The organism is Amycolatopsis saalfeldensis (assembly GCF_900110575.1).
In the GTDB taxonomy this organism is placed as follows: domain Bacteria; phylum Actinomycetota; class Actinomycetes; order Mycobacteriales; family Pseudonocardiaceae; genus Amycolatopsis; species Amycolatopsis saalfeldensis.
Map to the genome: position 1 here is coordinate 141,205 of NZ_FOEF01000004.1, position 21,551 is coordinate 162,755.

The following is a 21,551-nucleotide window of genomic DNA, read 5'->3' on the forward strand; positions in this document are numbered from 1 at the left end:
GCGGGTGTCTTCACCGCCTGGCCTCCCCTAGATGAGGAGAGCTGTGCCAGGCAAGGCCCGTGTTCACGAGCTCGCGAAAGAGCTCGGCATCACCAGCAAGGACGTTCTCGCCAAGCTCAAGGAGCAGGGCGAGTTCGTGAAGTCCGCGTCGTCCACGGTCGAGGCGCCGGTCGCCCGCCGCCTGCGCGACGCGTACCCCGCCAAGGGCGGGAAGAAGCCCGCACCCACTCCCGGACCGCCGGCCCGCCCCGCGGCGCCCGCCGGAAACGGGAGTCCGACCGCTGCCCCGAGCGCCCCGCAGGCCCCCCAGCCCGCCACGCCCGCGCCGCAGCAGAACCAGCAGCAGGCGCCTGCCGCGAAGGCGGCCCCGGCCGCTCCCGCGACGCAGTCGTCCGGGCCGCGCCCCGCGGCCCAGCCGGGCGGCGGACGCCCCGGTCCCGGCCCCCGGCCGGGCCCGCGCACGCCCGCTCCCGCCCCGGCTCCGGAGGTGCGTGAGGTGCCGGCCGCCAAGGCCGAGCCCGCCGCGCCGTCGGCGCCGGTCCCGAACGAGACCGCCAAGCCCGCCCCGAAGCAGGACGCCGCCGCGGCGTCTTCGGGCGCGTCCGGCTCGGTCGTCCCGCCGCGGCCGCAGGGCCCCAAGCCCGGTGGCCCGAAGCCCGGCCCGCGCACCCCGCGGGTCGGCAACAACCCGTTCGGCGTCGGTTCCGGTTCCCCGGCCCCGCGCCCGCCGCAACGTCCCGGCCCCGGCCAGGGCGGCGACAACCGGCCCCCGCGTCCCGGCGGTGCCGGTGGCGGCGGTGACCGGCCCGCGCCGCGTCCCGGCGGTGGCGCCGGCGGCAACCGGCCGACCCCGGGCAACATGCCCCCGCGCCCGAACCCCGGCATGATGCCGGGCCGGACCCAGCGTCCGGCCGGTCCCGGTGGCGGCGCCCGCGGCGGTCCTGGCGGCGGAGCCCGTGGTGGCCCCGGTGGCGGCGCCCGTGGCGGTCCCGGTGGCGGCGGCGGTGGCTTCCGCGGCGGTCCCGGTGGCGGTGGCGCCGGTGGCGGCTTCCGCCCGGGTGGCGGCGGCGGTGCCGGTGGCGGCGGTTTCCGTCCCGGTGGCGGCGGTGGTACCGGTGCCCCGGCCGGCGGCGGCGGTTTCCGCGGCGGCGGCGGTCGTGGCGGCCCCGGTGGCCGTGGCGGCACGGCGGGTGCCTTCGGGCGCCCCGGCGGCCCCTCGCGCAAGGGCCGCAAGTCGAAGCGGCAGAAGCGCCAGGAGTACATGGACAACATGCAGGCGCCCAGCGTCGGCGGCGTCCGCCTGCCCAAGGGCCAGGGCGAGACGATCCGGCTGCCGCGTGGTGCCTCGCTGACCGACTTCGCCGAGAAGATCGACGCCAACCCGGCTTCGCTGGTGCAGGTGCTCTTCCACCTCGGCGAGATGGTCACCGCGACGCAGTCCGTGTCCGACGACATCCTCGAGCTGCTCGGCGGCGAGATGAACTACGTCGTCCAGGTCGTGTCCCCCGAGGAGGAGGACCGCGAGCTGCTGGAGACGTTCGACATCACCTACGGCGACGACGCCGGTGGCGAGGAGGACCTGCAGGTCCGGCCGCCGGTCGTGACCATCATGGGTCACGTCGACCACGGTAAGACCCGCCTGCTGGACACGATCCGGAAGACGAAGGTGCGCGAGAGTGAAGCCGGTGGCATCACCCAGCACATCGGCGCCTACCAGATCGAGACCGAGCTCGAGGGCACCCCGCGGCTGATCACCTTCATCGACACCCCGGGCCACGAGGCGTTCACCGCCATGCGTGCCCGTGGCGCCAACTCCACGGACATCGCGGTGATCGTGGTGGCGGCCGACGACGGCGTCATGCCGCAGACGGTCGAGGCGATCAACCACGCGCAGGCCGCCAAGGCCCCGATCGTGGTCGCGATCAACAAGATCGACAAGGAGGGCGCGAACCCGGACAAGATCCGGCAGCAGCTCACCGAGTACAACCTCGTGGCCGAGGAGTACGGCGGCGACACCATGTTCGTCGAGATCTCCGCGCGGGAGAACATCAACATCGATGGTCTCCTCGAGGCGATCCTGCTGACCGCGGACGCCGCTCTGGACCTCCGGGCCAACCCGGACATGGAGGCCCAGGGCGTCGCGATCGAGGCCCACCTCGACCGCGGCCGCGGCCCGGTGGCCACGGTGCTGGTCCAGCGCGGCACGCTGCGCGTCGGCGACTCCGTCGTCGCGGGCGATGCGTACGGCCGAGTCCGCCGCATGGTGGACGAGCACAACGTGGACGTCACCGAGGCGCTGCCCTCGCGTCCGGTCCAGGTCATCGGGTTCACCTCGGTGCCCGGCGCGGGCGACACCTTCCTGGTGGTCGACGAGGACCGCGTCGCCCGGCAGATCGCCGAGCGCCGCTCCGCTCGCACCCGCAACGCGCTCAACGCGTCGCGCCGCAAGCGGGTCAGCCTCGAGGACCTCGACTCCGCCTTGAAGGAGACGAGCAGCCTCAACCTGATCATCAAGGGTGACAACTCGGGTACCGTCGAGGCGCTGGAAGCGGCGCTGCTGCAGCTGGACGTCGGCGAAGACGTCGAGCTGAACGTGGTGCACCGCGGTGTCGGTGGCGTGACCGAGTCGGACATCGACCTGGCGACCGCGTCCGACGCGATCGTGCTCGGGTTCAACGTCCGGGCCCAGGGCAAGGCGACCGAGCGGGCCACCCGCGAGGGCGTCGACGTCCGGTACTACACGGTCATCTACCAGGCGATCGAGGAGATCGAGCAGGCCCTGAAGGGCATGCTCAAGCCGGAGTACGAAGAGGTCGAGCTGGGCCGCGCGGAGGTCCGCGAGGTCTTCAAGTCCTCCAAGATCGGCACGATCGCCGGCTGCCTGGTCATGTCCGGCGAGATCCGGCGCAACGCCCGGGCCCGCCTGCTCCGCGACGGCACCGTCGTGGCGGAGAACCTGCCGGTCAGCTCGCTGCGGCGGTTCAAGGACGACGTGGTCGAGGTCCGTGAAGGGTACGAGTGCGGTCTGACGCTGGGCTCGTACGGTGACATCAAGGTCGGCGACTCGATCGAGACCTACGAGCAGCGGGAGAAGCCCCGTTCGTAACGGCTCCGGGTTCGGGGTGCGGTTCGCGCCGCACCCCGGACCCGGCCGGAACGGCACAACATTCACTGCCTATGTACGTCGGCGCCTTGGAGCTCGACATCCTGCTCGACGACATCCATTCGTTGAAGCAGAAGCGTTCGGTGATCAAGCCGGTGGTGGCGGAGGTGCGCAAGCGCTTCGCCGTGTCAGTGTCCGAGGCGGGGCATCTCGACCTGCACCGGCGCGCCCTGATCGGGGTGGCCGTCGTCGCCGCGGGTGGCGAACACGTCCGCGACGTGCTCGACTCGTGCGAGCGGTACGTGGCCTCGCGACCGGAGTTCGTCCTGCTGTCGGCGCACCGCCGGCTGCTGGGCCCGGACGATTAGACAAGCACTGCCAGAAGGGGAAGTTCCATGGCCGATCCGGCTCGGGCCCGTAAGCTCGCCAAGCGGATCTCGCAGATCGTGGCCTCCGCCATCGAACACGAGGTGAAGGACCCGCGGCTGAACTCGGTGACGATCACCGACACCAAGATCACCGCGGACCTGCACGATGCCACGGTCTATTACACGGTGCTGGGCGAAAGCCTCGACGCGGAGCCGGACTTCACCGGTGCCGCGGCGGCGCTCGAGTCCGCGCGCGGGGTGCTGCGCACCAAGGTCGGTCAGGGCACCGGCGTCCGCTACACCCCGACCCTCGCCTTCGTCGCGGACAGCATCCCCGACGACGCCCGCCGGATCGAGGAGCTGCTGGCCAAGGCCCGAGAGGCCGACGCCGAGGTGGCCCGCCGCTCGGCTGGCGCGCAGCACGCCGGCGAGAGCGACCCGTACAAGGCGCCGCGCGTCGACGAAGACGACGAGGACTTCGCGGAAGAGGAGACCCGGGGCTGAAGCGATGCGGTGGGGGACCGATGTCTCGCGACGCGGCGTGCTGCTCGGCGGCACCGCGGCGCTTGTCGCCGCCTGCTCCGGGCGCGCCGCCCCGGTGGGTGCTCCGGCCCCGCTCAGCCCGCCCGCCGGCTCGCCGGCGCTGACCCAGCCGGTCACGATCCAGCGGCGGCACTCGGCCGCGCGCGGGCGGGACGTCGACCTGGTGCTGATGGCGCCCGAGGGCGTGCCCGCCTCGGGCCTGCCGGTCTGCCTGGCGCTGCACGGCCGCGGGGCGAACGCGCGCACGTTCCTCGATCTGGGCGTGCCGCAGATGCTCACGGACCTGGTCCACGCGGGCGCGAGGCCGTTCGCCGTCGCGGCCGTGGACGGCGACCACTACTGGGTCGGCAACGGCACCGGTGACGACCCGCAGCGGCTGCTGACCGACGAGGTCCCGGGCTGGCTCCAGGCGAGCGACCTGCGCCCGGTGACCGGCGTGCTCGGCATCTCGATGGGCGGGTTCGGCGCGCTGGACCTGGCCCGCCGCCGCCGTGACCTGACCGCCGTCGCCACCTGCAGCGCCGCGCTCTTCCGCACCTGGTCCGAGGCCAAGGCCCGCGGTGTGTTCGCCGCCGAAGCCCAGTGGCAGGCCGCCGAACCGCTGGAACACCTCGACGAGCTGCCGCCGGGCACCCTGGGCGTCTGGTGCGGCGCTTCGGACCCGTTCCTGGCCGCGAACCGCCGCCTGATCGACCGCGCCGGCCCGGTCACCTCGAGCATCACCCCGGGCGCCCACACGGATTCCTATTGGCGCGGCGTCCTTCCCGACGCCCTGCGCTTCGTCGGCGAACGCCTGTAGCGTCCATCCACAGTGGACGGATCAGCTGTCGGTCTTCTTGGCGCAGGTGACCGGCTGCCCGGCCGCGGCCGTCGTCTTGGCCAGTTCCTTGGTCTTGTCCAGCAGGATCCGGCAGGTCAGTGCGACGTCGCCGGACGGGGTGGCGGTCACCTTGGCGTCCTGGCCCGCGCTGACGACGACGTCCAGCTTCCACGGCAAGCCGAGCGGGCCGGTCAGCTCGTGCTGGGACACGTTGTCCTGGTACCGGTCGACGGACTCGGCGTAGGCCAGCTTCGTCACCGTCCCGGAGTTCCCGGCGGTCAGCTCGTAGCTGATGGCCCAGGACTTGCCGGTGGGATTCGAGCAGGCGGTGAGGCCGGCGAAAAGCGCGAGGATCGCGGTCGCGAGAGCCATTCTCTTGATCACCCGCGGAGCGTACTGCGGCTCGGCTTCACGCGCTGCGCGTGCGAAGGGCGTCGAGGACCACGTTGACGGCGGCACGTGGGGGAGAGCCGCGGCGGACGGCGGCGGTGATCGTGCGGGTGACCGGGACCGTGAGCTCCCGCGTCGTGACGCGGAAGCGCGGGTCCACGGCCAGGCCGGGCAGCAGCGCGATCGACAGGCCGGCCTCGACGTGCTGCAGCGTCAGCAGGTAGTTGCTGAACCGGCACACCACCCGCGGCTCGAACCCCGACTCGCGGCACAGCCGGGTGGCCAGGTTCGCCATGTAGGACTGGGGTTTCTCGAACGCCCAGGACTCGCCCGCGTAGGCGGCGAGGTCCGCCGGCCCCCGCCCGGCCCGCCCGGGCGGCAGCACCAGCACCACCGGATCGGTGGTCAGCGGCACGAGGTCGACGTCCGGGCCCAGCGGCTGCTCGACGAAGTCGGTGGTGGTGATGATGATGTCCGCGTCGCCGGCCCGGAGCGCGGGCAGGCTCTCGTGCGGCTCCAGGTCCAGCAGCTCGACCTGGAGGTGCGGGTGCGCGCCCGCCAGCCGCGTGACGGCCGGCACCGCCAGGGAGTGCACGGCGCTCTGGAACGCGCCGAGCCGCACCCGTCCCACCGGCTCGTCGCCGAGGCTGCGCAGCTCCGCCTCGACGGTCTCCATGTGGTCCAGCACCGCCCGCGCGCGGCGGGCCAGCACCAGCCCGGCCGGGGTCAGCCGGACCCGGCGGCCGGTGCGTTCCAGCAGCTGGGTGCGGGTTTCCGCCTCCAGCACGGCGAGCTGCTGGGACACACTCGACGGGCTCAGGTTCGACGCCTGCGCGACCGCGCGGATGGTGCCGAGCGAGTCGAGCCGGCTGAGCAGCGACAGCCGCCAGGGGTTCAGCATCCGCCCATTCTTGTTCGGCGAACCCGAACAGCACAGCCGGAATCGTGAGATGGACGTGACGCTCGCCCCGGCTTTACCGTCGAAGCCATGGCTGCCCCCACCTCCGCCCCGTCGTCCACCGAGACCTTCTGGGCCGACGCCGACCGCCACCTGGTCCGTTATGCCGGCGCCGGCGATTTCACCCGCGAGATCATCAGCCGCGCCGAAGGAAGCTTCCTCCACACCGAGGACGGCCGCCGGATCCTGGACTTCACCTCCGGCCAGATGAGCGCGATCCTCGGGCATTCGCACCCGGAGATCGTCGAGACCGTCCGGCGCCAGGTCGGGGAGCTCGACCACCTGTTCAGCGGCATGCTGAGCCGCCCCGTCGTCGACCTCGCCCGCCGGCTCGCCGGAACGCTGCCCGCGCCGCTGGAGAAGGCGCTGCTGCTGACCACCGGCGCCGAGTCGAACGAGGCCGCGATCCGGATGGCCAAGCTCGTCACCGGCGGGCACGAGATCGTCTCGTTCGCGCGCTCCTGGCACGGCATGACCCAGGGCGCGGCGGGCGCCACCTACAGCGCGGGCCGCAAGGGCTACGGCCCCGCCGCGCCGGGCAACCTCGCCATCCCCGCGCCGCACGCCTACCGGCCGGACTTCACCACGCCGGACGGGGGCCTCGACTGGCGCCGTCAGCTCGACTTCGGCTTCGACCTGGTCGACGCGCAGTCGACCGGCAACCTGGCCGCCTGCATCGTCGAGCCCATCCTCAGCTCCGGCGGCGTGATCGAGCCGCCGCCCGGTTATTTCGCGGCGCTGCGGGGCAAGTGCCGTGAGCGCGGCATGCTGCTGATCCTCGACGAGGCCCAGACCGGCTTGTGCCGCACCGGTTCCTGGTACGCGTTCGAGCGGGACGGCGTGGTGCCGGACATCCTCACGCTGTCGAAGACGCTCGGCGCCGGGCTGCCGCTCGCGGCCGTGCTGACCAGTGCGGAGATCGAGCAGGAGGCGCACGAGCGCGGGTTCCTGTTCTTCACCACCCACGTCGCGGACCCGCTGGTCGCCGCCGTCGGCACCACGGTGCTGGACGTGCTCACCCGCGATCGCCTCGACGAGCGCGCCGCGGCCCTCGGCGCGTTCCTGCGCGCGGGCCTGGAGCGGATCGGCGCACGCCACGGGGTCGTCGGGGACATCCGCGGCCGCGGCCTGCTCGCCGGGCTGGAGCTGGTCGTCGACCGGGAGACGAAGGAGGGCTCCGACGCGCTCGGCGCCCTGGTCACCCGCCGTTGCCTGGAACTGGGGCTGCACATGAACATCGTGCAGCTCCCGGGCATGGGCGGGGTCTTCCGCATCGCCCCGCCGCTGACCGCCACCGAGGACGAGCTGTCGCTCGGTCTGTCCATTCTCGACGAGGCCATCGGCGACGCGGTCGCGCGCCTCTAGGCCGGTTTGGCCGCCACCACGAGGTCACGCACGATGGCCTGGTCCACGCGGTGCGCGAACTCCTCGTACGGCCCGCCCTCGCGGACCTCCAGCCCGGCCCGCTTCAGCACCGCGACGAGTTCTTCGCGGGGCAAGACGTTGGTGTTCCAGGAGATCCCGAGCGCGCCGCCCGGGCGCAGCACCCGCGTCCACACGGGAACGGCGGCGGCCAGGAGATCGCGCGGGCTGCGGGCGAGGCCGGCTTCGCGGTGGCTGCCGTGCTGGACGCCGTACGGAGCGTCTGTGACGACGAGGTCCACCGAGTTCGGGCGCAGCAGCTCATCGGCGGTGAGGGTGTCGGCGTTGAAGAAGGTGAGGTGGCGCGTGTCGCCGGAGCGGTAGGCGTCCTTGTCGAAGGCGTACTCGACGTCGAGCCGCCGCCCGAGCCGGACCTTGTTGCGCCGCAACGGTCCCGAGTCGGCAGTGTGCTTCACGCGCTTGGTGCGCAGCCAGGTCTTGAGGAAGGCTTCGTAGGCCTCGAAGTCCTTGCCGTCGACGTCGAGGCCGATGGCGTCGAAGCCGTACATCACGGCCTGGTTGAGCGTGGTGCCGCGGCCGCACAGCGGGTCGAGCAGGCGCAGCGGGCGGCTCGGCCACGCGGCCGGCGCGTCGGTGGCGAGCAGGGTGATGTTGAGCAGCAGCTTGGTGAACTGCTCGTTCGTCTTGCCCGGGTACTTCTGGATCGTGAGCAGGTCCGAGTCCGTCTTCGCCAGCGGCTTCACGGCGACCGGGCGCAGCACGCCCTCGCCTAGTTCGAACAGCGCGTACAGCGAGGAGAGGTTCGACAGCAGCGCGAGGTCGTCCCCGGTCAGCGGGGCGGGGCTGGTGAACTTGACGTACCCGACGCCGCCCAGCTCCACCTCCTCGACGTCCGAGAGCCCGGCGGCCAGCCCGGCCGCGCCGAAGACCGCCAGCTCGGCGCGCAGCAGCGCGGGGGACGAGGCGGCGTAGACCCGATTGGCGGACGGGTGCACGAGGATCACGTACTCAGGCATCCCGCAGAGCGTAGCGTGACGCACTGTGACAGCTACTTTGGCGCAGGACATCGAGGCCGCGGTCGCACTGCTGGCCGGGGCCACCGACGTGACCTTGCTCGGGCACGTGCGCCCGGACGCGGACGCGCTGGGCAGCGCGCTGGCGCTCGGCCGGGTGCTGCAGCAGCGCGGGGCGAGCGTGCGGGTGTCGTTCGGCGAGCCCGACGAGGCGCCGGAGACGCTGCGCTGGCTCGACGAGGGCGGCCTGCTGACCCGGGCCGACGCGCTGCCGCCGTCGGAGCGGCTGCTGGTCGCGCTGGACACCCCGACGCCCAAGCGCCTGGGGCGGCTCGCGGCGCGGGTCGACGCCGTCCGCGCGGCCGGCGGTGACGTGCTGGTCGTCGACCACCACGCGACCAACGCCCACTACGGCACCCATCACGTGGTGGACGAGAGCGCGGAGGCGACCGCGGTGCTCGTCACGCGGATCATCGAGGCGCTGGGCGCGCCGATCGACGAGCCGGTCGCGCGTTGCCTGTACGCCGGGATCGTCACCGACACCAGCGGCTTCCGGCGCGCCAGCCCCGAAACGCACCGGATCGCCGCGCGGCTGCTGGAGGCGGGCGTCGACCCCGGCGAGGTGGCCCGGCGGATCGTCGACGATCACCCGTTCGCCTGGCTGCCGATGCTGTCCGCGGTGCTCGCGGAGGCGCGGCTGGAGCCGGATGCCGCGCAGGGCTTCGGATTCGTGCACGCCGTGGTCCGCTCGGCCGCGGCCGAAACCGTGCGCAGTGAAGAGGTCGAGTCCGTCATCGACGTCGTGCGCGCGACGCGTGAGGCGGGCGTCGCGGCGGTGCTGAAGGAGGCCGGGCCTTCGCGCTGGATGGTGTCGCTGCGCTCGGCGGGCGGGGTCGACGTGTCGGTGGCCGCCGCGGAGTTCGGCGGCGGCGGACACCGGATGGCCGCCGGCTGCACGATGGAGGGCACTTCGGACGAGGTGCTGGCGGGGCTCCGCGGGGCACTGGGGCGGGCGCCGTTGCTGGGGCCTCGGAATGCCTGAGCCGGTCCAGTTCGAGGCCGGCTTCCTGAACGACCCGGTGCGCGCGTACGCACGGCTGCGCGAGGCCGGCCCGGTGCACCGCGGCTGCGAGCTTGTGATGGTGGGCGGCCGGAGGCCCGTGCCTCACGGGCGGGCGGAAACCGGTTGCCGCGGCCGAACGGAGATGGGTGGCCGGAGACCCGCAGCCGTGGGCAGGGGGAAACTGGTGGCCGCGGGTGGTCGAAAGCCCCTGCCCCATGGGTCGGCGGGAACTCGTGACTGTGGTCGGACGGAACCTCTGGCTGTGGGCGGCCAGCAGCTCGTGGCCGCCAGCGGCGGGAAGCTCGCCCCCGCGGGCGCCTGGAAACCGAGCACTGTGGGTGGCCAGCAGCTCGTGGCCGCAAGCGCCCAGCAGCCCGTGCCCGCGAGCGGCAGGCAACTCGCGCACCGTGGGTAGCCAGCAACTCGTGACCGCAAGCGCCCGGAAACCCACAGCCGCGACCAGCCAAACTCCGGGCCGCCGACCGGCCCGCAACTGTGATCCGCAGCGACCCAGCCGAAACTGTCGGTGCCGGTGGTTACCCTCCGGAGGTGCCCGAAAAAGCCCCGTTGTCAGAAGCCCCGGAGCCGAGGACCGGCCCCGGCCCCGGTGACCGCATCCCGGCCCGGCGCGTGCTCGGCCTCGCCGTGCCCGCGCTCGGCGTGCTGGCCGCCGAACCGTTGTATGTCCTCGTCGACACCGCCGTGGTCGGGCACCTCGGCGCGCTGCCGCTGGCCGGGCTCGCGCTCGGCGGGGTGGTGCTGTCGCAGATCTCCACGCAGCTGACCTTCCTGTCGTACGGCACCACTTCGCGCACCGCGCGGCTGCACGGCGCCGGGCGGCGCTCCGAAGCCGTCAGCGAGGGGGTGCAGGCCACCTGGCTGGCGATCCTCGTCGGGCTCGTGCTGCTCGTGGCCGGGCAGCTGCTCGCGGGGCCGATCGCCCGCGCGCTGTCGGGCAGCGACGAGATCGCCGCGGCCGCCGTGTCATGGCTGCGGATCGCGTTGTTCGGGGCACCGCTGATCCTCGTCACCATGGCCGGCAACGGCTGGATGCGCGGGGTGCAGGACGCGGCCCGGCCGTTGCGTTATGTGCTGGCGGGCAACGGGATCTCGGCCGTGCTGTGCCCACTGCTCGTGTATGTCGCGGATCTCGGGCTGGAGGGCTCGGCGATCGCGAACGTGGTGGCGCAGGTCGTCTCCGCGTCGATGTTCCTCGTGGCGCTGGCGCGCGAGCGCGTGCCGCTGCGGCCGGACTTCGGCGTGATGCGCGCGCAGCTCGCGCTCGGCCGCGACCTGGTGCTGCGCAGCCTCGCCTTCCAGGCGTGCTTCGTGTCCGCGGCGGCCGTCGCGGCACGGACGTCCACCCAGGCGGTCGGGGCGCACCAAGTCGTGCTGCAGCTGTGGACCTTCCTCTCGCTGGTGCTCGATTCCGTCGCGATCGCCGCGCAATCGCTGGTCGGCGCGGCGCTCGGCGGCGGGGCCGCGCGGCAGGCGCGGGGCGTGGCCACGCAAATCGTCGCGTACGGGCTGATGCTGGGCTGCTTCCTGTGCGTGCTGTTCGCCGCCCTGTCCACCACGCTGCCGCACGCGTTCACGTCGGATCCCGGGGTGCTCGGCGAGATCCCGCACGCCTGGTGGTTTTTCGTTGCCCTGCAACCGATCGCGGGCGTCGTCTTCGCCCTCGACGGGGTACTGCTGGGTGCCGGCGACGCCGCTTTCCTGCGCACCGCGACGCTGGTCAGCGCCGGCGTCGGCTTCCTGCCGCTGATCTGGCTCTCACTGGCCTTCGGCTGGGGGCTGACCGGCATCTGGGTCGGCCTGTCGCTGTTCATGGTGCTGCGCCTGGCCGCGGTCCTCTTCCGCTGGCGCTCGGGACAATGGGCGGTGGTGGGCGCCGTGCGCTGAACCGAAGGCCTTCAGGCCGGTTGGAAGAACGCCAGCATCCGCCGGGCGGCGTCCGGTGCGGTCAGGAGTTCCTGCATGTCCGCGGACATCCGGGCGGCCGCACCGGTGCGGTCGAACATCTCGCGTTCGAAGTCCCGGACGGCGGCGGGAAAGTCGTCCGGACGCGTGGCCAGCGCGAGGCCGAGCCGAGCCCCGTCGAGCAGGGCCATGTTGGCGCCCTGCCCCACGGGCGGCATCAGGTGCGCGGCGTCGCCGAGCAGGGTGATGCCCGGTGTCGACGGCCAGGTCAGGCCGATCGGGAGGGTGGTGATCGACCGTGGCCGGACCGTGTCGTCGCAGGCCGCGATCAGTGCGGTGAACCGGGGATCCCAGCCGGCGAACTCCTCGATCAGCCGTGTCCGCGCGGCGGCCGGGTCGTCGAACGGGATCCCGCTGGTGGCGATCCAGTCCGCGGTGGTGCGGTAGAAGCTGAGGTAGACGCGGACGCGGCCGTCGCCATTGCGTTGTGCCGAAAGGGATTGCCCGTCGCCGAGCACCCAGTAGTTGCCGCGCCCCACCATCGCCGCGAGGCCGGGGTGGGTCCGGTCGATGTCGGGAATGCCGAGCTCGACGACGTGCTGGCCGGTGTGCGCCGGGCGGGCGTCGGTGAGCAGCGCGCGGACCCGGGACTCCGCGCCGTCGGCTCCGACCAGCAGCTCGTACGTCGTGCTGCGCCCGCCGGAAAAGTGCGCCCGCCCGTGGCCGGCGGATTCGAAGGTGTGCCCCCAGCGCACCGTGTGCTCGGGCAGCGAATCGAGCAGCAGGCCACGCAGATCGGCGCGGTCGACCTCGGGCCGCGCGGACGGGGCGTCGTCGGGCGTGTCCTCCCGCAGCAGCAGGGTGCCGTCCGGCTCGAGCAGCCGCATGTCCTGCCCCTCCGGACGGGCGATCGCGTGGAACCGGTCGATCAGGCCGGCTTCGCGCAGCGCCCGCTGCCCGGAGTGGATGTCGAGCATGCCGCCCTGACCGCGGGCGCCGCGTGACGAATCCCGTTCGTACACCGCGGCGTCGATACCGTTCAGGTGCAGCACCCGCGCCAAGGTCAGACCGCCCAGACCGGCTCCGACGATGGCGACGGTCACGCTCGCGTCCGATCGGTTTTCTTTCCCGCCAACGGTTTCCGGCCGGTTCACCGGCGGAGCCGGGGGGCGAGCACCGAGCGCACGGCCTTGGCCACCTTGCCCGCGGCGGATCCGCCCTCTTCTTCGGCTTCCGGTTCCAGCACGCGCTGGAACTGCCCCAGCAGCTGGTTGACCGACCGCCAGAGCGGGACGAACAGGCCGGCGACCGGCCCGGCGCCCCGGATCGCACCGTCGGACAGCTCGGTGACCTTCTTGGCGAGCGCGACCGTGGCCGGGTCCCGCAGGATCAGGTGCACCTCCTCGTCGACGAGCCGGAGTTCCATCTGGCGGGCGGCGGTCTCCTCCGGGTTGGCGTCGGTGGTCGTCTCCGGGTCGAGTTCGTCGATCTTGGCGGCGACCGCCGCCGGGTCGACCCCGAGTTCGCGCAGCACCTTGGCCGCCATGCTGTTCTCCGCCCGCAGCATCGCCTCGAGCAGGTGATGGCTGCCAACCGCGGAGCCACCGGCCAGCGCGCTGGCGGTGGACACGGTGTCCTCGGTGGCGCGGGTGCCGGACGGCCACGGGCTGCCGGCCGGGACCTCCTGCGCTCCCGCCAGCTCCGCCAGCACCGTGGCCCGGATCTTGCTGATCGGGGTGATCCGCTCGGCCAGCGCCTTCGCGCCGACGCCGTCACCCTCCGCGACCAGCGCGAGCAGGATGTGCTCCGTGCCGATGTAGTTGTGGTGCAGCTGCAGCGCCTCACGCAGCGCGAGTTCCAGCGTCTTCTTCGCGCGCGGCGTGAACGGGATGTGGCCGGTCCGCTCCTCCGTGCCGGGCTTGACCACCGCGGCGATGTCGGCCCGCGCCGTCTCCTGGTCGTACCCGAGCTGGTGCAGCGCCTTCGCCGCGATGCTGTCCGGCGAGTCGAGCAACCCCAGCAGGATGTGCTCCGTGCCGATGTAGCCGTGATTGAGCCGCCTCGCCTCTTCCTGGGACGCGACGACTACCTGACGGGCCTTCACCGTGAATTTCTCGAACATGCTTCCATGGTTGCAACCCTGTCAATACAGTGATATTGACAGGGTCACTGTGCTGGAGGGAGGGTGTGATGGAGTCACCGTCGGACTGGGAGGACCGGCTCGCGCGCTGGCAGAACGAGCTGGAGCTGTTCGAGCGGCTGGACGAGGCCCCCTGGGTCACGCTGGCCAAGGCGGAGGCCGAGGCCGGCGTCTCCCGCTCGGCCCTGCGCTCCTGGTACCGCAACGGCGAGATCGAGTCCCGGCTGGTGGACGGCCCCAACGGCCCTCAGCGCCTGGTCCGGCTCGACGCCGTGATCGATCGCGCCGCCGCGTCACCGCGGATCCAGCGCCGGGCGGAACGGGAAGTCAGCCTGGAAGCCCAGGTAACCCTGCTCCGCCACCGGGTCGACCAGCTCGAGCTGCGGCTGGCCGCACTGGAACGGAAGTAACCGGCCCGGCCGAGGCGGCGTCACCCGGCTGGAACCGCGCGGCGGAGGCGATGCCAAGGGCCCGGAACCTTGCGGTGCGAGTGGCGGCGATCGGCCGGAACCCCGCGCCGGGAGCTGCGGCACCCGGCCGGAAGCGCGCCCGGAGCAGCGGCGCCCGGCTGAAACGGCGCGGCGAGGGTTGCGGCGCCCGGCTGGAACCGCGCGGCCGGTGGGGTGGCAACCCGTGCGGCGCCAGCGGTGGCAATCGGCCGGAACTGCGCGACGGAGGCGATGCCAATCGGCCGGAATCGTGCGGTGCGAGTGGCGGTACCCGGCCGGAATCGTGCGGCGCGAGTAGTGGCGATCGGCCGAGCGGCGCGGCGGGAGCGGTGGCACCCGGTCGGAACCCCGCGGCTGGGGCGGTGGCACCCGGCCGGAATCGTGCGGTGCGAGTGGCGGTACCCGGCCGGAATCGTGCGGTGCGAGTGGCGGCACCCGGCCGGAACCCTGCGGCGCGAGTGGCGGCACCCGGCCGGAACCGCCCGGCAGGAGCGGCAGCAACCGTCCACAGGCCGGAATTCGCTGGCCCGACCGGCTCCTCGATGCCACGGTGGGGGCCATGCTCATGTTCCACCAGGTCGACGTCTTCACCAGCCGGTTCCTGCTCGGCAATCCGCTGGCCGTGGTGCACGGCGCCGAGGGGCTCACCGACGGGCAGATGGCCGCGTTCGCTCGTTGGACCAATCTCAGCGAGACGACGTTCCTGCTGCCGCCGGTGCACGCGGACGCCGACTACCGGGTGCGGATCTTCACCACCGGGGGCGAGCTGCCCTTCGCCGGGCATCCGACGCTGGGGTCCGCGCGGGCGTGGCTCGAAGCCGGCGGCACGCCGAAGGCCGCGGACCTGGTCCAGGAATGCGGGGCCGGGCTGGTGCGCGTGCGGCGCAGCGCGGGGGACCGGCTCGCGTTCGCCGCGCCGCCGCTGATCCGTGGTGGCGACGTCGACGCCGTGGACCTTGATCAGGTGAAGCGCGCACTGCACCTGAAGGACGAGGACGTCCTCGGCGCGCAGTGGGCCGACAACGGGCCCGGGTGGCTCGCGGTCCTGCTCAAGGACGCCGACACGGTGCTCGGGATCGAACCGGACCCCGCCGCTTTCGGCGAGCACGACAAGATCGGCGTGGTCGGCCCCCATCCGTCCGGCGGCGAGGCCGCGTATGAGGTCCGCGCGTTCGTCGGCGCCGCCGAGGACCCGGTGACCGGCAGCCTCAACGCCGCGATCGGCCAATGGCTGATCGGCACCGGGCAGGCTCCCGAGTCCTACGTCGCCGCCCAGGGCACCCGCCTCCAACGCCGCGGCCGCGTCCACGTCGAACGGGCCGGCTCCGACATCTGGGTCGGCGGCGACACCGTCATCGGCATCACCGGGTCGGTCCGGTTGCCGTGACCACGGCCCACGGGGCGTGCTCGGCGACCTCACGGCCCAGCTAGCCGACGTGGCAATCCAGGGCCACCTGGTTGACCTGGACCTCGATGACCATGCGGATACGTCCGCGTCCCTATCCTGCTGAATCGCCCGCTGGAGCGATAAAAGGTCGACGTGCAGGTTTGTAGTCCTGGGGTCGGGGCGCCCCGGCCGCTGCCTGGCATGCAGCGTCCACTGCCGCCCGTCTCGGTACCGTTCGCCGCCGGTGCCCATGGGGATCGGCGTGCCAGCCGGGTTCGCTCATCAGGACTTCGTGAAGTCGCAGCCCTGGACCCGCACGTACTCGCCCGTCTTCACGGTGAACCGCGCAGGCCCTTGGGTGTTGTCGTTCGCGAGGATCGAATCCACCGAGCCGGAGTCGTTCTTCGCGCGCTGCCAGTAGCAGTTCGGGATGGGCGACCCGGCCCGCGGCCCGGTGCTCTTGTAGGTCCCCGGCGCGATGTCCTCGCCGACCTTGTAGGTGCCGTCCCCGAACGAGGTCTTCGGCCCGGCGGGCGCGGCGGGCTGAGCCGGCGCGGCGTTCTGCACGGGGGCGGCCGGGGGTGCCGCGGTCACGGTCACCGTCGTCGGGCTGCCGCTCGCCGCGGTCGGCGTGCTGCTGCCGCTGTTCCCGATGATGAGGCCGAGGATCAGCGTCGCCGCCATTCCGAGCAGCCACGGCCACCGCTTCGGTTTCCGGGCCGGTGCCGGGCCGGCGGGCGCAGGCGGCGGGACGGGCTGCGGGTACGGCTGGGGGCTGGACACAGTGGGTCTCCTTCAGTGAGGGGCACGAAAAGGTCGAGATGATCAAGCGGGCTGTTACGGGACGTCAGCCACCAGCCGAGCAAGCGACCGACAAGGGCGACACTGACCATCAGCCACGTCCGGTAGACGGCGAGCCGGCCGGGGAGCCGGGTGACGCGCCGGTGCTCGCGGCGGCGAGCGCCATCATCAGGCTCCGATTTCACCCCAGGGCCTGTCAGCCTTCGCCGCCCCTGGAACACCTGGATGAACGCCGTGTGGGATGCCGCACAGTCGGTACGTAACGGCTATGTTTCGAGCTTGCTGAGGCGATACAACCATCGAGGCGGCAGCGTGGGCGTCGTCCCCTGACGGTCCGCTACCTCCTGGAGGAACCCTTGTCGCCCGGCCGCGCCACTGTCCGGTCCTGGCTCATCTGGCTCACCGCGGTCACGGTCTACCTGCTGGCCGTGTTCCACCGCACCTCGTTCGGCGTCGCCGGGTTGCAGGCGGCCGAGCGGTTCGGCGTCGGCGCGGCCGCGCTCGGCACGTTCACCGTGCTGCAGGTCGGGGTCTACGCCGCGATGCAGATCCCCACCGGCGTGCTCGTCGACCGGTACGGCCCGCGGCGGGTGCTCACCGCCGCCGCGCTGATCCTCGGGCTCGGCCAGCTGCTGCTCGGCGTCGCGAGCAGTTACGGCGTCGGCCTTCTCGCGCGCGGGGTGCTCGGGCTCGGCGACGCGCTGACGTTCGTCAGCGTGCTGCGGCTCGTCGCGGCCCACTTCCCGGGACGGCAGTACGCGCTGCTGACGTCGTTCACCTCGGCGGTCGGCTACATCGGCAACCTCGCCGCCACCGTCCCGCTGACGCTGCTGCTCGACGGTCCGGGATGGACAGTCACGTTCCTCTCCGTCGGCGCGATCACCTTGCTGTACACCGTTCCCGTGCTGCTGCGGGTGCGCGACACCCCGCTCGGCGTGCCCGTGCCGGTCCGCGAGCCGGTGCGCCCGGCCGAGCTGGCGCGCCAGGTCCGCACGGCCTGGCGGGTGCCCGGCACCCGGCTGGGCTTCTGGGTGCACTTCACCACCATGTTCGCGCCGAACGTGCTGACGCTGCTCTGGGGCGTGCCGTTTCTGGTGCAGGGACAGGGTTTGCCGCCCGCGACGGCGAGCGCGCTGCTGACCGTGTTCGTCTTCGGCTCGATGGCGGGCGGCCCGCTGCTGGGCACGCTGATCGGGCGGCGGCCGTCCCTGCGGATGCCGCTGGTCGGCGGGTACCTCGGCGGCGCCGCCTTGGTGTGGGCCGTGCTGCTCGGCTGGAGCGGGCCGCTGCCGGTGGGCGTGCTGGTGCCCGCGTTCGCGTTCCTGGCGCTGGGCGGACCGGCGTCGATGATCGGCTTCGCGCTGGCCCGTGACTACAACCCGATGCACCGCGTCGGCACCGCGACGGGGGTGGTGAACGTCGGCGGCTTCGTCGCCACCACGATCACCGCGCTGGCCGTCGGCGTGCTGTTGCAGTGGACGGGCGGCAATTTCCGGGTGGCGCTGCTGGCCGTCGTGGTGGTGCTCGCGCTGGGCACCGCCCGGATGCTGGTGTGGTGGCGCCGCGCCCGCGCGCACCTGTTCGCGGCCGAGGCCCGCGGCGAGGCGGTGCCGGTGCGCATCCGCCGCCGCCCGTGGGACACCGTCCCCGAACCGGCCCGCCCGGCTGTGGCCGCCTGACCGCGTCCCATACAGTTTTGCCCGTGTCCCGCCCGAAAGAACCGCGCCGCCCCGCTCCGCCGCCCGGTCTGCTGATCGTCGACAAACCGTCCGGGATGACCTCGCACGACGTGGTCGCGCGCGCCCGGCGGATCATGGGCACCCGCAAGGTCGGCCACGCCGGCACGCTCGACCCGATGGCGACCGGCGTGCTCGTGCTCGGCATCGAGCGCGCCACCAAACTGCTCGGCCACCTCGCCCTCGACCGCAAGACCTACCTCGCCACGCTTTCGCTCGGCAGCTCCACCACGACCGACGACGCGGAGGGCGAGACCCTCACCGAAGCGGAGCCCGGCGCCGTCGCGAAGGTGACCGACGAGCGGATCGCCGAGGGGATCGCCGCGCTCACCGGCGACATCCAGCAGGTGCCCAGCGCGGTCAGCGCCGTGAAGATCGACGGCAAGCGCGCGTACGCCCGCGTGCGCGCCGGCGAGGAGGTCGTCCTCCCGCCGCGGCCCGTCACCGTCTTCCGCTTCGACCTGCTGTCCACCCGTCGCGAGGGCGACCGGGTCGAGCTGGACGCCGTGGTCGAGTGCTCGTCCGGCACCTACGTCCGCGCGCTGGCCCGCGACCTCGGCGCCGCGCTCGGCGCCGGCGGTCACCTGCGGGCGTTGCGGCGCACCACCGTCGGCCCGTTCACCCTGGCCAAGGCCCGCACGCTCGACCAGCTCGAAGAAAAGCCGGAGCTGTCGCTGGACCTCGACGCGGCCGTTGCCGCCGCGTTCCCGCGCCACGACCTCGACGCCGCCGCCGCGCGCGCGGTCCGGCACGGCCAGCGCATCCCGGCGGTCGGCATCGAAGGCACGTACGGCCTGTTCGCGCCGGACGGCCGCGTGCTCGCCCTGGCCGCCGACACCGACGGTGCGGCCCGGTCGGTGGTGGTCCTGCTCCCCGCATAGGGTGGGCTCCGAGCAGACACCGGCGCGGGGAGAGTTGAGGACAGTGCAGCGGTGGCGTGGCCTGGGAGACCTCCCGGGCGGCTGGGGACGGTGCGTGGTCACCATCGGCGTGTTCGACGGCGTGCACCGCGGGCACCAGGCGCTCATCTCGCGCACGGTGCGGGCGGCGGCCGAGCGCGGGCTGCCGAGCGTGCTGCTGACCTTCGACCCGCACCCGTCCGAGGTGCTGCGCCCGGGCAGCCATCCCGCGCAGCTGACCACATTGCGGCGCAAGGCCGAACTGGTCGAAAGCCTGGGCATCGACGCGTTCGCCGTGCTGCCGTTCACGCTCGACCTGTCGAAGCTGAGCCCGGACGAGTTCGTGCACGAGGTGCTGGTGGACCGGCTGCACACGGCGGCCGTGGTGGTGGGCGACAACTTCACGTTCGGCTTCAAGGCGGCGGGCGACGTCGCGCTGCTGCGGCGGCTCGGCCAGCGCTTCGGTTTCGTGGCCTACGGCGCGGAGCTGCAGGGCCGTTCGCTCGCCGAGGGCGACCGCGCGGCCAACGACATCACCTTCTCCTCCACCTACGTCCGTTCGTGCATCGACGCGGGCGACGTGGTGGCGGCGGCCGACGCGCTCGGCCGCCCGCACCGCCTGGAGGGCATCGTCGTCCGCGGTGACGGCCGGGGCCACGACCTCGGCTACCCGACGGCGAACCTGTCCACGCCGCGGTTCGCCGCCGTGCCCGCGGACGGCGTCTACGTCGCCTGGTTCACGCGCTCGTCGGACCCCGGGCGACGGCTGCGCGCGGCCGTCTCGGTGGGCACGAACCCGACGTTCTCCGGTCGCGAACGCACCGTCGAGGCTTTTGTGCTCGACGTCGACGAGGACTTCTACGGCCAGCACGTGGCGCTCGACTTCGTGACCCGGTTGCGCGACCAGGTGCGCTTCACCCGCTCCGAAGACCTGGTCACGCAGATCGACGACGACGTCGCCCGCACCCGCAAGGAGCTGGCCGCCGGCGACTGAGCGTGTTCCCCTGGTCGGGCACACCGCGGGGCGGAAAGGGCAGTTCCGGTCACCTGGAGGCCGCCGCGGTGGCAAGATACTCACCGGCGGTACCGACGACGTGGGGCTGAGGGGGAGCGGAACGGGTGGAGGACCACAAGATCGTTCAGCGGAACGTGGCGCTGCAGCGGGAGTGGTACGGGGAGCCGCTCGGTGACCGTGTGCGCAGGCTGGTGGTGGCCTTCGACGTGTCCCAGGCATTCCTGGCCGAGGTGCTCGGCATCAGCGCGCCGATGCTCAGCCAGGTGATGAGCGGGCGGCGCGCGAAGATCGGCAACCCCGTGGTGCTCGCGCGGATGATCATGCTGGAGCGCAAGATCCTCGTGCCCGAGGTCGCGGCGGGCAACCGCGACGCGATGCAGTCGGCGCTGGAAGACGTGCGCGACGCGCGGCCCACGGTCGGCCGGGACAACATCCCGCTCGGCTCCGACGACAAGACGGTGCTCGCCGCGCTGCGCGAGCTGGCGGAGGACGAGGACCTGACCGAGGCGGCCAAGCGCCTCGACGACGAGTTCCCGGCGATCGCCGACCTGCTCCGCCGCGCCGGGGCGAGCCACTAGCCGGTGCGGCTGTTCTCCGCGCTGAGACCGCCGGCCGACGTGGCCGCCGCGGTGGCGGACGCGCTCGGTGATGGCGATCCCGCGCTGCGCTGGGCCGAGCCCGCGGGCTGGCACGTCACGCTCGCGTTCTACGGTGAAGCCGACATCGCCGAGCGCACCTCGTTTCTGAGCGCCGCGCTGGCCGGGCGGCCGCCGGTCGAGGTCCGGCTCGGCGCCGCGGGAACGTTTCCGGGCGTCCTGTGGTTGGACTGCGCGGGAGACGGCCTCGCCGGCCTCGCGTATGCCGCGGGCGCGGAGTCCGGCCGCCCCTACCGCCCGCACCTCACCCTCGCCCGGTTCCCGCGGGAAAACGGCCCGGGGGAGTGGCCGCGAAGGCTCGCCGGGTTCGCCGGCCGGACCTGGAGCGCGGGGCGCGTGGTGCTGATGGCGAGCGACGGCCGGCCGTACCGCGAGGTCGCCGCATTCGGCCTGCACCGCGCCTGAAGGAGCAGATCACACGGCTGGTAATCTCGATGATCGGGTCCGGCTGCAGTCCGTGGCGGCCGAGACCGGCTACCCGGCCGCGCAGCGCGGCCCGGGCCCCACGGCACTGATGAGTATGAGGAGTTACCCCAGTGGCACTGTCCACCGATGAGAAGAAGACGATCCTGGCCGAGTACGGCTTGCACGACTCGGACACCGGATCCCCCGAGGCGCAGGTCGCGCTGCTGACCAAGCGCATCGTCGGGCTCACCGAGCACCTCAAGGAGCACAAGCACGACCACCACTCCCGTCGTGGCCTCCTGCTGCTGGTCGGCCGTCGCCGCCGGCTGCTGAACTACACGGAGAAGGTCGACGTGGCGCGGTACCGAGAGCTGATCAAGCGCCTCGGCCTGCGCCGCTAGCTGTAACCCGAGGGGGAGCGACCGCCGGTCGCTCCCCCTCGGCCCAGCACCACCCACAGGCGGCGCGAGCGCGCTGGAGGAACCGTCCGCCGGTCCTC

At 72.9% G+C, this 21,551-nt stretch carries 21 protein-coding genes and 1 pseudogene; 15 read left to right on the forward strand and 7 right to left on the reverse strand.

Translation table 11 applies throughout. The features are described 5' to 3' along the window. The first annotated feature begins 43 nt into the window (after nt 1-43). The 4 genes from infB to BMY97_RS11490 all read left to right on the forward strand — a co-directional run bounded on the left by infB (nt 44) and on the right by BMY97_RS11490 (nt 4,813). The gene (infB, locus tag BMY97_RS11475; protein ID WP_091616641.1) at nt 44-3,106 is read left to right on the forward strand and encodes a translation initiation factor IF-2; all 3,063 of its coding nucleotides are present in this window, start codon (nt 44-46) and stop codon (nt 3,104-3,106) included. A gap of 71 nt (nt 3,107-3,177) precedes the next feature. Beyond that, nucleotides 3,178-3,471 (forward strand): DUF503 domain-containing protein, encoded by a 294-nt coding sequence (locus tag BMY97_RS11480; RefSeq protein WP_091616643.1) that lies wholly within the window; start codon nt 3,178-3,180, stop codon nt 3,469-3,471. Between the two features lie 27 nt (nt 3,472-3,498). Further along, nucleotides 3,499-3,975 (forward strand): 30S ribosome-binding factor RbfA, encoded by a 477-nt coding sequence (gene rbfA, locus BMY97_RS11485; RefSeq protein ID WP_091616645.1) that lies wholly within the window; start codon nt 3,499-3,501, stop codon nt 3,973-3,975. 4 nt (nt 3,976-3,979) lie between these two features. Then, nucleotides 3,980-4,813, forward strand: a complete 834-nt coding sequence (locus BMY97_RS11490) for an alpha/beta hydrolase (protein ID WP_091616647.1) — start codon at nt 3,980-3,982, stop codon at nt 4,811-4,813. Between the two features lie 21 nt (nt 4,814-4,834). Here BMY97_RS11490 and BMY97_RS11495 read toward each other — a convergent pair whose 3' ends face one another. Both BMY97_RS11495 and BMY97_RS11500 read right to left on the reverse strand, forming a co-directional pair. After that, entirely contained in the window at nt 4,835-5,218 is a 384-nt protein-coding gene (locus BMY97_RS11495; RefSeq protein ID WP_245787269.1) for a hypothetical protein, read from the reverse strand. 25 nt (nt 5,219-5,243) lie between these two features. Then, the gene (locus BMY97_RS11500) at nt 5,244-6,125 is read right to left on the reverse strand and encodes a LysR family transcriptional regulator (protein WP_091616651.1); all 882 of its coding nucleotides are present in this window, start codon (nt 6,123-6,125) and stop codon (nt 5,244-5,246) included. Between the two features lie 87 nt (nt 6,126-6,212). Here BMY97_RS11500 and BMY97_RS11505 point away from each other — a divergent pair, with 87 nt between their 5' ends. After that, complete coding sequence (locus BMY97_RS11505; protein WP_091616653.1) at nt 6,213-7,547, forward strand: aspartate aminotransferase family protein; 1,335 nt, start codon at nt 6,213-6,215, stop codon at nt 7,545-7,547. Here BMY97_RS11505 and BMY97_RS11510 read toward each other — a convergent pair. Continuing rightward, on the reverse strand, nt 7,544-8,581 hold the full coding sequence (locus BMY97_RS11510) for a TRM11 family SAM-dependent methyltransferase (protein WP_177231286.1): 1,038 nt from the start codon (nt 8,579-8,581) through the stop codon (nt 7,544-7,546). The genes BMY97_RS11505 and BMY97_RS11510 overlap by 4 nt on opposite strands. A gap of 25 nt (nt 8,582-8,606) precedes the next feature. On the opposite strand from BMY97_RS11510, the gene BMY97_RS11515 reads away from it, so the two are divergent. Both BMY97_RS11515 and BMY97_RS11520 read left to right on the forward strand, forming a co-directional pair. Next, nucleotides 8,607-9,620, forward strand: a complete 1,014-nt coding sequence (locus tag BMY97_RS11515; protein ID WP_091616655.1) for a DHH family phosphoesterase — start codon at nt 8,607-8,609, stop codon at nt 9,618-9,620. A gap of 570 nt (nt 9,621-10,190) precedes the next feature. Then, nucleotides 10,191-11,546, forward strand: a complete 1,356-nt coding sequence (locus tag BMY97_RS11520) for an MATE family efflux transporter (RefSeq protein ID WP_281246897.1) — start codon at nt 10,191-10,193, stop codon at nt 11,544-11,546. 11 nt (nt 11,547-11,557) lie between these two features. Here the strand turns inward: BMY97_RS11520 and BMY97_RS11525 are convergent, their stop codons facing one another. The 3 genes and pseudogenes from BMY97_RS11525 to BMY97_RS49765 form a co-directional block, all read right to left on the reverse strand. Then, a complete protein-coding gene (locus BMY97_RS11525) occupies nt 11,558-12,667 on the reverse strand; it encodes an FAD-dependent oxidoreductase (protein WP_091616659.1) in 1,110 nt (369 codons plus the stop codon). Nucleotides 12,668-12,714: 47 nt separating this feature from the next. Then, complete coding sequence (locus BMY97_RS49555; RefSeq protein WP_425425265.1) at nt 12,715-13,275, reverse strand: Clp protease N-terminal domain-containing protein; 561 nt, start codon at nt 13,273-13,275, stop codon at nt 12,715-12,717. 54 nt (nt 13,276-13,329) lie between these two features. Beyond that, a pseudogene (locus BMY97_RS49765) lies at nt 13,330-13,686 on the reverse strand (Clp protease N-terminal domain-containing protein); the annotation flags it as partial. Between the two features lie 68 nt (nt 13,687-13,754). On the opposite strand from BMY97_RS49765, the gene BMY97_RS11535 reads away from it, so the two are divergent. Continuing rightward, nucleotides 13,755-14,114: an excisionase gene (locus BMY97_RS11535; RefSeq protein ID WP_091616663.1), complete on the forward strand. Its 360-nt coding sequence runs from the start codon at nt 13,755-13,757 to the stop codon at nt 14,112-14,114. A gap of 598 nt (nt 14,115-14,712) precedes the next feature. After that, nucleotides 14,713-15,540 (forward strand): PhzF family phenazine biosynthesis protein, encoded by an 828-nt coding sequence (locus BMY97_RS11540; RefSeq protein ID WP_091616665.1) that lies wholly within the window; start codon nt 14,713-14,715, stop codon nt 15,538-15,540. A 282-nt stretch (nt 15,541-15,822) separates the two neighbouring features. On the opposite strand, the gene BMY97_RS11545 is transcribed toward BMY97_RS11540, so the two are convergent. After that, nucleotides 15,823-16,323: an Rv1352/Rv1906c domain-containing protein gene (locus tag BMY97_RS11545; RefSeq protein ID WP_143086184.1), complete on the reverse strand. Its 501-nt coding sequence runs from the start codon at nt 16,321-16,323 to the stop codon at nt 15,823-15,825. 374 nt (nt 16,324-16,697) lie between these two features. Here BMY97_RS11545 and BMY97_RS11550 point away from each other — a divergent pair, with 374 nt between their 5' ends. From BMY97_RS11550 to rpsO, 6 genes are all read left to right on the forward strand, one after another. Further along, the gene (locus BMY97_RS11550; RefSeq protein ID WP_091616669.1) at nt 16,698-18,020 is read left to right on the forward strand and encodes an MFS transporter; all 1,323 of its coding nucleotides are present in this window, start codon (nt 16,698-16,700) and stop codon (nt 18,018-18,020) included. A gap of 23 nt (nt 18,021-18,043) precedes the next feature. Further along, complete coding sequence (truB, locus tag BMY97_RS11555) at nt 18,044-18,958, forward strand: tRNA pseudouridine(55) synthase TruB (protein ID WP_091616671.1); 915 nt, start codon at nt 18,044-18,046, stop codon at nt 18,956-18,958. Nucleotides 18,959-19,001: 43 nt separating this feature from the next. Continuing rightward, nucleotides 19,002-19,970: a bifunctional riboflavin kinase/FAD synthetase gene (locus BMY97_RS11560; RefSeq protein ID WP_091616673.1), complete on the forward strand. Its 969-nt coding sequence runs from the start codon at nt 19,002-19,004 to the stop codon at nt 19,968-19,970. A 125-nt stretch (nt 19,971-20,095) separates the two neighbouring features. Further along, complete coding sequence (locus BMY97_RS11565) at nt 20,096-20,569, forward strand: helix-turn-helix domain-containing protein (protein ID WP_091616676.1); 474 nt, start codon at nt 20,096-20,098, stop codon at nt 20,567-20,569. Nucleotides 20,570-20,572: 3 nt separating this feature from the next. Continuing rightward, nucleotides 20,573-21,052 (forward strand): 2'-5' RNA ligase family protein, encoded by a 480-nt coding sequence (locus BMY97_RS11570; RefSeq protein WP_091616678.1) that lies wholly within the window; start codon nt 20,573-20,575, stop codon nt 21,050-21,052. A gap of 131 nt (nt 21,053-21,183) precedes the next feature. Continuing rightward, nucleotides 21,184-21,453, forward strand: coding sequence for a 30S ribosomal protein S15 (rpsO, locus tag BMY97_RS11575; protein WP_091616679.1), 270 nt, complete (start codon nt 21,184-21,186; stop codon nt 21,451-21,453). The last annotated feature ends 98 nt before the right edge of the window (nt 21,454-21,551 follow it).

Bases quoted from the DNA above. Each gene is read 5' to 3' on its own strand.
- BMY97_RS11480 (WP_091616643.1), top strand. From the start codon at position 3,178: ATGTACGTCGGCGCCTTGGAGCTCGACATCCTGCTCGACGACATCCAT.
- rbfA (WP_091616645.1), top strand. From the start codon at position 3,499: ATGGCCGATCCGGCTCGGGCCCGTAAGCTCGCCAAGCGGATCTCGCAG.
- BMY97_RS11490 (WP_091616647.1), top strand. From the start codon at position 3,980: ATGCGGTGGGGGACCGATGTCTCGCGACGCGGCGTGCTGCTCGGCGGC.
- BMY97_RS11500 (WP_091616651.1), bottom strand. From the start codon at position 6,125: ATGCTGAACCCCTGGCGGCTGTCGCTGCTCAGCCGGCTCGACTCGCTC.
- BMY97_RS11505 (WP_091616653.1), top strand. From the start codon at position 6,213: ATGGCTGCCCCCACCTCCGCCCCGTCGTCCACCGAGACCTTCTGGGCC.
- BMY97_RS11510 (WP_177231286.1), bottom strand. From the start codon at position 8,581: ATGCCTGAGTACGTGATCCTCGTGCACCCGTCCGCCAATCGGGTCTAC.
- BMY97_RS11535 (WP_091616663.1), top strand. From the start codon at position 13,755: ATGGAGTCACCGTCGGACTGGGAGGACCGGCTCGCGCGCTGGCAGAAC.
- BMY97_RS11540 (WP_091616665.1), top strand. From the start codon at position 14,713: ATGCTCATGTTCCACCAGGTCGACGTCTTCACCAGCCGGTTCCTGCTC.